At 42.2% G+C, this 12080-nt stretch carries 11 protein-coding genes and 5 pseudogenes; 12 read left to right on the forward strand and 4 right to left on the reverse strand.

Annotated elements, in window-relative coordinates:
- Positions 1-67 precede the first annotated feature (67 nt).
- The 4 genes and pseudogenes from CCS41_RS17840 to CCS41_RS17845 all read left to right on the forward strand — a co-directional run.
- Positions 68-190: pseudogene (locus CCS41_RS17840) on the forward strand (IS3-like element ISCARN46 family transposase); the annotation flags it as partial.
- 83 nt (positions 191-273) lie between these two features.
- Positions 274-1218: a UDP-glucuronic acid decarboxylase family protein gene (locus tag CCS41_RS14155; protein ID WP_119797839.1), complete on the forward strand. Its 945-nt coding sequence runs from the start codon at positions 274-276 to the stop codon at positions 1216-1218.
- A 250-nt stretch (positions 1219-1468) separates the two neighbouring features.
- The gene (locus CCS41_RS14160; protein WP_216824514.1) at positions 1469-1834 is read left to right on the forward strand and encodes an IS630 transposase-related protein; all 366 of its coding nucleotides are present in this window, start codon (positions 1469-1471) and stop codon (positions 1832-1834) included.
- Positions 1809-2144 (forward strand): annotated as a pseudogene (locus CCS41_RS17845) (transposase); the annotation flags it as partial. The gene CCS41_RS14160 and the pseudogene CCS41_RS17845, both read left to right, overlap by 26 nt.
- A 65-nt stretch (positions 2145-2209) precedes the next feature.
- Here CCS41_RS17845 and CCS41_RS16870 read toward each other — a convergent pair.
- Positions 2210-2530, reverse strand: a complete 321-nt coding sequence (locus tag CCS41_RS16870) for an IS4 family transposase (protein WP_119797841.1) — start codon at positions 2528-2530, stop codon at positions 2210-2212.
- 84 nt (positions 2531-2614) lie between these two features.
- Positions 2615-3628, reverse strand: a complete 1014-nt coding sequence (locus CCS41_RS14175; protein WP_119797842.1) for an IS4/Tn5 family transposase DNA-binding protein — start codon at positions 3626-3628, stop codon at positions 2615-2617.
- A 496-nt stretch (positions 3629-4124) separates the two neighbouring features.
- On the opposite strand from CCS41_RS14175, the gene CCS41_RS14180 reads away from it, so the two are divergent.
- From CCS41_RS14180 to CCS41_RS14205, 7 genes and pseudogenes are all read left to right on the forward strand, one after another.
- Positions 4125-4316 (forward strand): transposase, encoded by a 192-nt coding sequence (locus CCS41_RS14180; protein ID WP_119797843.1) that lies wholly within the window; start codon positions 4125-4127, stop codon positions 4314-4316.
- A gap of 27 nt (positions 4317-4343) precedes the next feature.
- Positions 4344-4567 (forward strand): annotated as a pseudogene (locus CCS41_RS17850) (transposase); the annotation flags it as partial.
- Positions 4568-5575: 1008 nt separating this feature from the next.
- Positions 5576-6132: pseudogene (locus CCS41_RS16875) on the forward strand (Tn3 family transposase).
- Positions 6092-6625 (forward strand): Tn3 family transposase, encoded by a 534-nt coding sequence (locus tag CCS41_RS16880; RefSeq protein WP_216824517.1) that lies wholly within the window; start codon positions 6092-6094, stop codon positions 6623-6625. The pseudogene CCS41_RS16875 and the gene CCS41_RS16880 overlap by 41 nt, the downstream one beginning before the upstream one ends.
- 264 nt (positions 6626-6889) lie before the next feature.
- Positions 6890-7480 carry a hypothetical protein gene (locus CCS41_RS14195; RefSeq protein WP_119797845.1) on the forward strand — a complete coding sequence of 197 codons (591 nt, stop codon included), beginning with the start codon at positions 6890-6892 and terminating at the stop codon, positions 7478-7480.
- Positions 7481-7897: 417 nt separating this feature from the next.
- Positions 7898-8065, forward strand: coding sequence for a hypothetical protein (locus CCS41_RS14200; protein WP_162920583.1), 168 nt, complete (start codon positions 7898-7900; stop codon positions 8063-8065).
- Between the two features lie 199 nt (positions 8066-8264).
- Positions 8265-9128, forward strand: coding sequence for a hypothetical protein (locus CCS41_RS14205; protein WP_119797847.1), 864 nt, complete (start codon positions 8265-8267; stop codon positions 9126-9128).
- Between the two features lie 405 nt (positions 9129-9533).
- Here CCS41_RS14205 and CCS41_RS14210 read toward each other — a convergent pair whose 3' ends face one another.
- Positions 9534-10643, reverse strand: a complete 1110-nt coding sequence (locus CCS41_RS14210; protein ID WP_119797848.1) for a protein kinase family protein — start codon at positions 10641-10643, stop codon at positions 9534-9536.
- Between the two features lie 28 nt (positions 10644-10671).
- Positions 10672-10779, reverse strand: a pseudogene (locus tag CCS41_RS14215) (IS5/IS1182 family transposase); the annotation flags it as partial.
- Positions 10780-10868: 89 nt separating this feature from the next.
- Between CCS41_RS14215 and CCS41_RS14220 the strand changes: the two are divergent.
- Positions 10869-11963, forward strand: a complete 1095-nt coding sequence (locus CCS41_RS14220) for an ISAs1 family transposase (protein WP_119797849.1) — start codon at positions 10869-10871, stop codon at positions 11961-11963.
- The last annotated feature ends 117 nt before the right edge of the window (positions 11964-12080 follow it).

Here is a 12080-nt window from a genome sequence, read left to right on the forward strand (position 1 = left end):
GTTTATTCGTGAGCAAAAGGACCTATCCGGTGAGCTTGTTATGTCGTGTGATGAAAGTCAGTCGCAGTACTCAGACCGAGGCAGTCAGTACACCAGTAGCGAATACGGGAAGCATCTGTCGGTCATGGGTATGCAGCAGGCAAGCCACAGTGGAAAAGGCCAGTGCTGGGATAATGCTCCCACAGTCAGCAACAGAGAAACATTTGAAACTGGTGTATCTTATCTAGAATTGACAGTACACCTCAAACCGTAGTTGGCCCGAAGGAGGTTGCTTTGGAACTTATACGCAAGCGAGTACTAGTTACGGGCGGTGCCGGTTTCCTTGGATCACATTTATGCGAACGACTAGTGGCGTTGGGCCATGATGTACTCTGCGTCGACAACTATTTCACGGGCACCAAAGGAAACGTGGCTTCACTGATGGACAGGCCTCAATTCAAGGTCATGTGCCACGATGTAACCCAACCGCTGTTCGCCGAAGTCGATGAAATCTATAATTTGGCCTGCCCTGCGTCGCCAGCCCATTACCAGTTAACTCCTGTGCAGACAATTAAAACTAGCATAATGGGGGCAATTAACATGCTCGGCCTGGCCAGGCGCACCCAGGCGTGCATCCTGCAAGCCTCCACGAGTGAGGTCTATGGCAATCCCAGCGTACATCCGCAATCAGAAAACTATCACGGAAACGTCAGCGTGCTCGGCACCCGAGCTTGCTACGATGAAAGCAAGCGCTGCGCTGAGACACTTTTTTTCGATTACCGGCGTCAGTACAATGTCAAAATCAAGGTTGTGCGAATCTTTAACACCTATGGCCCGCGGATGCATCCCAACGATGGCAGGGTAGTGTCGAATTTCATCGTGCAGGCCTTGCGTGGCGAAGATATTACCCTGTATGGCAACGGCAGCCAGACGCGGGCATTCTGCTACGTCGACGACCTTATCGACGGCCTCATACGCATGATGAAAACCACAGACCAGTTGATCGGCCCGGTGAACCTAGGTAATCCTCATGAGATAACCATGCGCGAGCTGGCGGAGCATGTGGTCCGTCTAACCCGTTCACATTCCAGAATCATCCAACGTCCCTTACCGATCGATGACCCGACTCATCGCTGTCCCGATATAAGCAAAGCCCGCCAGGAACTGGGATGGAAGCCACAGGTTGGCTTAGAAGATGGCTTAATGCGATGCATTGATTATTTCGATGGTGTACTGTAGTGATTAGCAGATAAATTTCCCTTATGGCATAGGCGTTATAAATTGATGTATACCTTAGAGATGGGCGTTGGTGCATGGAGGTGTGAAGGTTGTGACTTCCCCTTTCCCCAAGGGAGTTATGACACTGTCACTTCCTTACGGACGGAGTGAGGGCGTGCTGCGGCCAAAAGCCGATTAAGAACGGCAACACCTATAGCTGCGCGCTCTAATTTTGATTACAATATAAGAAAATAATCCCAATGAGCTAAAGATGAGTTATTCAGTTGATTTTCGCCGTAAAGTACTCAGTATTCGAGAGCAAGAAGGATTGAGCATAAGAGAAACCGCTAAGCGTTTTCACATTGGCACGGATTCGCTAACGCGTTGGCTAAGGCGGATAGAGCCTCAACAGTCGGGTCCGCGTCGGGGTAAGATTGACAAGGAAGCATTAATCAAAGATGTTGAGCTTTATCCTGATGCTTACCAACGGGAACGCGCGGCCCGTTTTGGGGTGTGTAGGAAAGCCATTTGGCAGGCGTTGAAAAAACTGGGCATCACCTGTAAAAAAAACGCGACGTCATCCCAAGGCAGACGAAGCCGCCCGGCACACCTTCCAGGAAAAAATAGACAACTATAAAAAGCAGGGAAAATCGTTGGTTTATCTTGACGAAAGCGGTTTCGCAAAAGATATGCCGCGAACTCACGGGTATGCGAGGCGAGGTCAACGCTGTTTTGGCGTTCAAGATTGGCAGGCTAAGGGCCGCACTAACGTGATTGGCGCCTTATTAGGCTTTGCCCTGATAGCGGTCGGACTCTTTACCTGTTCGATTAACAGTGATGTTTTTTACACCTGGGTCACACAACTGCTCCTGCCTTCTCTCCCTAACAACTCTGTCATCGTCATGGACAACGCCAGTTTTCACAAGCGGCAGGACATTCAACAGGTCATTATTAACGCCGGGCATCTCATTGAATACCTGCCTCCTTACTCACCTGACCTCAATCCTCACTTTTACCCACAATTTTTGTTATTAAGAATAATGAACAATCTCACATTTTCTTGCAGGATCTCATACCCTCGCCAAAGCGACATTATTCCCGGTAAACCCTCGGCACGTCGGTTAAGAAATCCTCCCAATTGACCCAGCCATGTTATTGCCTGAAGCACTGTGGGGGGATGCTCGGGAAGGCGGCTTGTTGTCTGTATTCTGCAATACAGCGTTTGCCATTCTATCTTTGACAACACATCGGTGCAGGTAGCCTCAGGACACAACGCTGCCATTTTGGTCATATACATCAGTTTGAAGGCGATAATGCTTTTGAGGGTGATCATTTTCGTTAGTTTGGTTGCCGTATTTAAACGACATTGTTCAACACAACATCCTGATTTCAGTGTGTTGAAGAACTCTTCTATCTTCTATCTCAGTCTATACCAATTCACTTTCTCTTCTGCTTCAAGGGCGTCAGTGGCCGTCAAATTGGTCAATAATACCCATTCGACAGGCGCTACTCCTTCTGGAGGAGGCTGTTCTTTAACACTGATGGCAGATACGTGAACCTTTTCATGGATATGCCGTGAAGCGTCTTTATTGGTAGGCCCATAAACTAAATTATTTCTAATGGGGAGCCAGCCTGAAGACAAGGCGGTTTGCACCGTTGTTTTTTTCCCCTTTTCATCGATAAATTTTCTGTCTTTCCGGTTGCGGATAATAAAAAATGTTTTTAGTGAGCTTGCAACCCGAAAAAGTTCGAAAATATCCGCTTCTCTGTCTCCCAGCGTGATTAAGCAGGTATCTTTGGGTATCAGCGCCGCTGTCTCGTAGAGGGTCTCTATCCACTTAATACTTTCTTTCTCTTTCATTGTCGATTGATAAAGCCGCCGCTGTTTTTCCTGAGGGGTTTCCTCTCGGGAAACACGTGACCAGCATTTAAGCGAGGATAACCCAAGCGGCAAGCCCTCCTGAGTTACCATCAAACTTGCATGAAGCATCAACCCCATTTTATGTTTGTGATAGGCTTTAGATATACTTCCCAACCCCTCTGTCTTTTTATGTGAGTCAAAGTTCAACTCTGATGTGTCCTGAAGAGAAAAAACCAGTGAATGCCCCTCCAGACGTTTTTGTGTTTGCACACAATGTGTACGGAATAGCGCGCTCTCGCTCACTCTCTCATTGCTAAAAAATCGATAAGCTCCTTTGGCCTGTGACCAGGAGCCATGACAGCTTGGGTAAATTGAACCTGACGCTTTTGATGATAATAAGCCCGCTGTTTCAAAAAAACGCTCTTTAAGGCGTTTATCTCCGAAATCAATTTGATGAAATTCTTCACGGATCCACTCATTCCCATTACCCGTTACTGTTTTCATGTGCCTGTTTCCTGATTTAACTATTGACTCTACCAATAATCCAATTTCACCTGAATCATTTTTCATTCAACGTTGTGGGTAAAAGTGAGGATTAAGATCAGGCGAGTAAACTTTCCACTATCGAGGTGTGAAAAACCTTGTTGTCGATGTTAAATAAACAGAGGCAAGCGGCCGACAACACACCGGCAATGAAAGCAGTGATAACATGGGTTTGTCTCTTAGACTGCCAGTCCTGCTTGTCGTAACATCTTTTTCCATGGGTAGCATAACCATAAGTATGGGGCATATCGTGGGCAAAGCCGCTTTCATCGAGATAAATAATCTCCCTGCCTTCAGCTTGCCAAGTGGCTCCCCGGCCTTGGAATGTTGCAGGTTTTTTTATAAGTGATATCCCGTTTTTTCAACGTCTACCAAATGGTTTTCGTGCTCACTAAAACGCTTCGCGGTAGCTCTTATGCTCAGGTCTTCCTGTTCTTGAACACTGAGGATTTTTCGCCGAAAATCAACTGAGTAACTTATCTTTAGCTCGTTTGGTTTGTTTTTTTACATTGTAATTATTGTCATGGATAACGTTAGTTTACACAAACGTCAGGACATTCAACAAGCCATTAGAAGCGCCGGGCATCTGATTGAATATCTCTTTCCTTACTCACCTGACCTTAACCTCATTGAATACAAATGGGCACAAGCCAAGAGCAAAAGAAGAGCCATAAATTGTGATATCGATCGCCTATTTTATGAACTGATTAATTAATTAAAATTAAATCTCCCAGTTATATTAAAAAAACCAGTGTCTTTATCCTGGCTGGAGCATTATAACGGTCAGGAAGTGAACTATACCTCAGCCACCAAACCCGACAACAAGAAAAGCTTGACCTCAGTATGGGAGAGTTTATTAGATGTTTTATTAGCCATATTCTGGATAAAAATTTTATAATGATTCGATATTATGGTTTCTTTGCGCCCCATCGCCGGACTAAACTGCTGATGATTTATACTTTGTTGAAGTAATGAGTTAACATCACTTATGCAGCGATGTTAAAATGACCGATTTGTTTTATTTATCATCGTTATCAACAAATTATGGATAATTTAATCACCAGCTTCATGTATCATGTAAGGCGTATTATGGCGGAAGCCAAAGCTTATGCCGATAAGAAAAAAACCGAATACCATTCCGATCTGGTTGTTGATTTGCCTAAACTCGCTAAATTTCTCACGTGGTTTCCCAAACGAAAATTCAGTCTGAATCATGATGAATTAAATCAGGCGGCTTATAAAATCCTGCCAGAAGAGCAATTCCCCGTTATAGCGCAATTTTTACAGGGAAGCACCTTTGATACAAAAGCAGCAATGCGTGAATTTTATTTAAAATCATCACGCTTATTCGCACTTTATCTAAGGCCAATCGTGCTAACCGTTCCATTTGTATTTTATAAAGAAAAAAATGAGGTTATCGCGCTGATTGATTTAATAAAAAAGCACTATGGTAGCGGAAAGGGTCCATCAACATTGATATTACCACAAGCACTTAAAGACGCTATATCCAGAACACAGCTCGCTTATTTGAAGAAAGGATCCAGTGAGGAACAGGTCGATCCCCATTTATTTGAATGCTTTGTTTACCATAAAATGTATCGTCGTCTGGATAAAGGCCTGCTCTGTTGCAATGAAAGTGTTTCTCACTGTGATATCAATCATGACTTGATCAGCGATGGGTTGGTCGATGATGTTGAAAAAATAGCGCTTGAATTTGGTTATCCAAAAATCCCAAATTATTGCGACCAACGCTTGGATGATGCCCTTTTGATGCTGGACACCACATGGGATAAAACGACAAAACGGATAAACCATCGAGAAAATACAGGGTTCAGTATAAAAGAAACCAAAACGGGCGGACAAGACTGTCGCTTGGATTATGATAGCAAGACGCCTCTTGAGGACGCTTTTTTCAGCACCTTGCCTCAGGTAGAAATACCCGACCTCATGCTGTATATGGGGGAGCGGATTAACATGTGGAGTTCTTTTACCCACATAAGAACACGCTACAATAAAAAAAAGGAACCCCCGCCGCTGGCCATTACCGCCTGTATTCTATCGGAGGCCTTTGGCATTAGTATAGAAAAGAGGGCAGAAATGTCTGATCTAAACCCTAACCTAATGCGCTCAACTCAAGAAGATTTTATACGCACAGCGCAGCGAATGACACAGTGGCTAACTTTATCCACTCACTGCCTATTTTTAAGCAATGGAATTTATTAGATGAAAAATTGTTAGCAGATGCGGATGGGCAAAAACTTCCGACCAGTGAAAGTACTATCCAGTCAAGGTATTCAAAAAAACATCTTGGGAAATCTCCTGGGCTGTCCATTTATACATTGATAGCCAATTTTGTTGCCGTTAATGCCAAGAATATTGGGCTTAATGAATATGAAGGGCATTCTCTTTATGACGTCATTCATGGTAATAAAACAGACATTACTATCGACAGGGTAACGGGTGATAATCACTCTCTGAATAAGCTAAATTTTGTTATATTGGATTCTATATACGCAAAGTCACATTGTTAGAAAACTAAATTCCTCTGCGCGTTACGCTGGATTAAAAAGAGCACTGATTGAATATAATACCCTCTTTAAAAGCACACATGTATTGAATTTAATCGATAATATGACGCTTCGAAAGGCTATCCGAACGGCCAGAAATCGAACAGAGGCCTATCAACAGTTACAAGGTCTCATCAGGAAAATTTATCACGGGGTTTTTAAAGGAAAAAAGAGAATAACTAATCAGGTCAGCGCGCATGCAGTAAGACTGGTTGCAAATTCTGTCATTGCGTACAACGCTATTATTTTAAATACCCTTTATGAAAAAATGCAAGTAGTAGAGGGAGTTAGCCAGACAATTATTGATGAATTTGTCAGGATTTCTCCTATTGCCTGGGCGCACATTGCCTTTACTGGTAAGTACCATTTTAAAAAGAGCAAGAGTGGTGTTGATTTGGATACGATGATCAATGAGCTTGAAAAACATTTAAAACGATGCTTCTGGAAAGCCGCTTAACTGAGAACGAACACTTTTGGGGGTTCCTCCACACGACCCCATTTAGGGGTCTATTCACCTTAGACCCCTATGCTTTTTGTAACAGTGCCATTGAACATATTATGTCATGGGGGTACGCATAAAATAATGCCATTAATTTAATTTATTTGTGAAATAAAAAATAATGTTTCCTATGCAGTATTATTTAATTAATATTTAAAAGGTAAGCAACATGCAAGTAATTTCGATTTATTCACTTATCTCTATAATAAAAGGAATATCGTTATGAATTCACGTTTACCAAAACCTGATAAAAATATACCAAAGTTTTTAGTAGAGTACGATGAACTGAAAAAGTACCTCGCAACCCATCAATCCAATGACGGGACAGAGCTTTTTAAGGAATGCGAGAAAATAGTTGATGAAATATACGAAAAAACGATCGGGACCGAGACACCTTCTGCACTGACACAAAAGGTGATGGATGCAACCGCCAAGATCAAGAGATTTTTAGGCTTCGCTGATATTCCCACTGATATACCTACTGAGCAATACGATAAAGTTGTAACAAAAATGTTCAATTTTTTACGTCAGTACGATAAATTGGAAGAGTACCTCAAAACCCACGAATCCAATGACGGGACAAAGCTTTTTACGGAATACGAGCCACTAGCTGGTGCACTAACAAAGATAGCGCCTGGGCAAAAGATATCTGATGAACTGATAGAAAAGGCGGTGAAGGCAACCACCAAGATCAAAAAATACTTCACGTCAGTTGGTAAATCCACTCAGTATCTAGCTAACAGCCCCGACACTACTGAAGTTTCGTCGTATAGGGAGAGATTTTTCAATAATTATATGTGTGACGATGATTAACTTGCCGGCCCCAATGGTAAGAAAAGAGGCACTGTTGCAAACAGTTTTAACTCGAAAGATCCGTTAAACTGAGGTGTACTGTTAGAGCTAAATCAGTATAAATTGGTTGTAAATATTCATATTTATCTACTGAGAGTAAATGGTATTTATTAAAAATAACCAATCATACTAAATTAACCAGGCTATAATTTTGGAACCTTATTTTTGAACGTTTTTCTGTTGTTGTCTGAAATTTTTAGCAATACAGCGGGAGCGACGTAGCCTGATTTCGATGTGCTTACAAATTAAACACCGTGCTTTTTCCCTGCTTTCATATCGACGGTGATGATCAGGGATGAAGCTCTCAGTGCCTGAATTTCTAAAAGGGCGAATGATACGTTGCGCGGCGTCTGCCTTGGGATGCCGCCAGATTTTTTAATGGCTGCCCTGAAATGTATTTATCTTTTGCCTGAAGCCGAAATTACCGATCTTTATGCAAGACTCCTTTTTAATCAAAATGAACAACGGCTTTATTTTGAAATGAATCGGGTAGGATTAGATAAACTTAGCCAATTGGGTTCTTTCAGAACATTATGGATTAATTAAAATTAAATTGTATAACTATATGGCGTCCATTGTTGCTTAATAAGCAACGAGCCACTTCATGGGATCGTGAGTGAGTAGACCTCCAGTCGCCTCATGGTAACAATGATGTCTTGGTCTATAATAAAAAGAATGGTGTGTCTTATATCCCCGCTCTGAATGACAGAGTTTTGCGGCGCGTCGGATAAAAAAGAGCCGAAAAATGCTAAGACTAGATGAAGTGTCATTTTCACCTTGTACTCAATCAGCAGATCGAAACGCCTTCTCGAAAGGTACTTCGGACCTGCCCGTTGAGAGCGTAGAGAATATATCGTGCGTAGTGCCCCTCGGCACCGTTACTGCTTCTAGTCAGCCTTGTGCAAATGTTTTGGGAAACGTACATCCGTCTTCTCTGACTGAATTTAATAAATATCTTGCTTTTTATAATGTTAAAATTCCAGACACTTCTAAAAATTCCTTTGATGATTGGAACTGGAGTGATGTTTGTGCTTTTCTTTCGGAGAACGATTTTTCACCGCAGAACTCACCATTGGCCGCGGCAGAGGGGATGGCTTCTGTTAACCTACATTACCAACAGCAATCATTGCCTGAAAGCCCCTCAACAACTGCCGTCCCTTCATCTTCTGCCGCCGACAGTGGCCGTCAGACGCCTGTGCAATCTCTGCGAGAACAACTCATCATTCCTGATGCTGAATTCCCTGAGCCGATATATCTCATAGGGAATTCCACTCTAGCAATACCTCCAGAACTGGAATACAAGGGAATGATCCTACCGCTAAGAGGGCATAGGAATGATGTAATAAACTCAATAGCTTTTGTAGCAAAAGAACTTTGGCAAAAACAGAAAGAACTCACTGACTATGAACGTGTAGAAATAGTCAAAATTTATGTTGATAAGCGAAAAGAATACGACATCGTAGGGAGACCACATTCTAATGAATGCAGATTGATCGTACAACATTGTGTTAATAACGGTTGGGTTGCTGCTGAGATAGCTTACAAAACTGGTTTTTCTAATAGTGCTATATCAGCAATGCTATATCCTAGGATAGAACCCTTTGAATAAATATCTCTCGGTAAGACTGGGAGATCACCTAATGTTATTCATTAATAAAGTTCGGTTGTAAAAAAGTCAGCCTCACATTATTTTTTCAACGTCGTCCGACATTTTAATTGCGTCAATATAAAAAAGGACTGGCAAACCCTTTTTCGTATAGGGTCAGGATATATTATTTTAGCTGACAGTTGTATTTTATATAAGTATGGTTAGTCGAGAGTTGTGTGATTTTTTACATTATTATTTTGGATTGTAAGTATAACGTAGCAGAAAAATGAATTATCGAGTGATCATTGATATTACAGATGAAAAATATCGGATAAAATAAATTTTTTACGTTAGAGTTTATTGACTATTTTTCTATATAAAAAATGTGAATTGGGTGCTGGTAAGTGGAAAATATTCCGTGCTGATTTACCGTCTAATGACGTGGTATTGCGTCGCATTATGAGAGGTATCGCTGGTCATGTTATCTCCGATGAGCTTGTTGTCAGCAATTTTTCTAGTTGTGTTGCAGGGTATGGGGTTAACTTGCTTTTTTTTTTGGAGTTTGTGAAAAAACTCATCCATGACTCGCGCAATAGGAGCGTATTGTTTTATCATAGCTGCAATCACAGGCGGCGCATTGCCGAGTTCACCAGCAAGATATTCACGAAGCCGAATTTCCCATTGTTCCTTGCCAAAAAGTGATGTGATAATGCAGTGAAACAAGTTTACAGCAGCGCATGCCTGGTCATACGACCGATGATGTTTTAAAAATTCAGTTTCTGCTTTTGAGAGATCAAATGTTGATGATAACGCCAACCCAAAATCGCTTAAATAGAGCCGTTTACCGTCAGTGAGGATATTTTCAAAGTGCGCATCAAAATGCATCAAACCGTGCGTATTCATATGCATATTTGTGATTTTGAGATGTTCATCTGCAAATGCAACCGCGGACTCAGCTACGTCACCACCTTTAGCAATTTGAGCACTTAACCATTCACACAAATTTTGTGGGACATATTCAAGAAATAAAGCGATATGTGCTGATGCTTTATTGAGATCTTCAACGCGTTTACGAATGACGCTGGAATTCTCCCAATACCGGCAGTATTTTTCGATATCACCCCAATAGTTGATATTGATATCGCCTGGTCCACTAGGCAGGATACGCCAATGGTATACCATCGGGAAATTTACGCATTCACCTGTTATCACCCAATGGGTTGTCATAATATGCGTTGCAAGCTCACGCCATGCTCCAAAGCCAGCAGATCCAATGCCATATTGATAGCCCAGCGGTAGATTAAAAAGATTAGCTGTAGACATGAAATTATGAGGTAGCTGCTCAAAATCAGTCAGTGGCACTTTTTTAACAAACACTACCGTGTCATCAATAGAAATTAAAGCAGATTTTCCGCCGATGCCTTCATGCATTGGTTTTGCGTCGACCAAAATCTGCTTTAATTTCTCATTACTAAGGTATGTAAGGTTTGTTGAAACCTTATTGTATTGTTTGATTCGAGCGCTGTTATTTTTCATAAACATCCTCCTGATTTTTGTAGGCTCTCATTAGCCATTCAAAATCCGGCTCCACAATCAGCGCTTCGAGGAGAGACTCCCACAGCCCTTTGTCACGCCAGCGGCAAAACCGACGATGAGTATTTTTCCAACCTCCCTAATCAGGCAGGGCGGGATCCCACTTTAATGTGAACTAATAATAGGCAGTAAGCTCATAATATTATGTATCCTAAAGAATATGTAATCATGAGTATTTTAAAGCAATTAGCCCTGATCCCTGACCCGCGTAAAGATATTAATATCAAACATCACCTGCTCGATGTTATTTTCCTGTTTTTTGCCGCCGTGTTAAGTGGGGCCTCGGGATGGAAATCCATCCAGGATTTTGGCGAAGCTCAGCTCGATTGGCTAAAAAAATATGGCTCTTATCATGGTGGGAGCCCACGTCGTCATTGTATTGCTAAAATCATCAATGCATTAGATACAAATTTGCTGATTCAATCCTTGTTTTTATGGATTAACGAACGACGCCAACGAGCCGGTAAGACGTTGCTCGCCATCGACGGTAAAACCTTGCGGAGAACCTGGTCTGAAGAGATTTGCACTGCGCTGCATGTGGTGAGTGCCTATGATGTTGATGCTGGTATTACGCTTTATCAAAAAGCGGCGAACAATAAGGGAAAAGAAGGAGAATTAGCCCGTCAGAGCATTGACGCGTTAGCGCTGGATAATGCTATTGTGACGCTCGATTCATTGCATTGCCAAACCTCAACTTCATCACTTATCACGCAACGTAAAGGCAATTTTGTGGTGCAGCTTAAAGCGACTCAAAAGAAGCTGTTTGAACAGGTAAAACAGCAATTTGCTTTTGCCTATGATAGCGATAAATTGCACGAATATACGCAGACTAATCAGGGGCATGGCCGGATAGAAAAACGTACGGTTATGCAAATTAATGCGGAATTACCCAATGAATTAAAAGCGAAGTGGCCCACCATTCGTACTTTCATTGAGGTCGCTAGTGAACGAACAAAAAATAATGTCACCCACTGTCGGTCACGTTGGTATGTCAGCTCATTAACGCTGAATGCAGAACAAGCGGCACAGGCAATTCGGCTGCATTGGGGGATAGAAAATCAACTTCACTGGGTATTGGATGTGGTGTTTAGAGAAGATGAACTCTTGATAAAAGCTCCGGATGGAGCAGCCCATGTCGCTCTTTTCAATCGCGTCGCGTTGGGTGTGATTAAACAGCACAAAGGTAAACAAGATAGTATTGTCAGTAAACGTAGACGAGCCGCCTGGTCAGCCGATTTTCGTAGTAAACTTATTTTTGGTTAAAAAATCAGCAAAGTGGAATCCCGCCCTGCAGTCGTAGTTAGCCTGAATTCGGGATAAGCAGACTATTTTATAATTTGACGAAGCAGAGTGTTAACCCAAAGGAATTGCGGTAGCTCG

It is taken from the genome of Candidatus Fukatsuia symbiotica (genome assembly GCF_003122425.1).
GTDB classification, from domain to species: domain Bacteria; phylum Pseudomonadota; class Gammaproteobacteria; order Enterobacterales; family Enterobacteriaceae; genus Fukatsuia; species Fukatsuia symbiotica.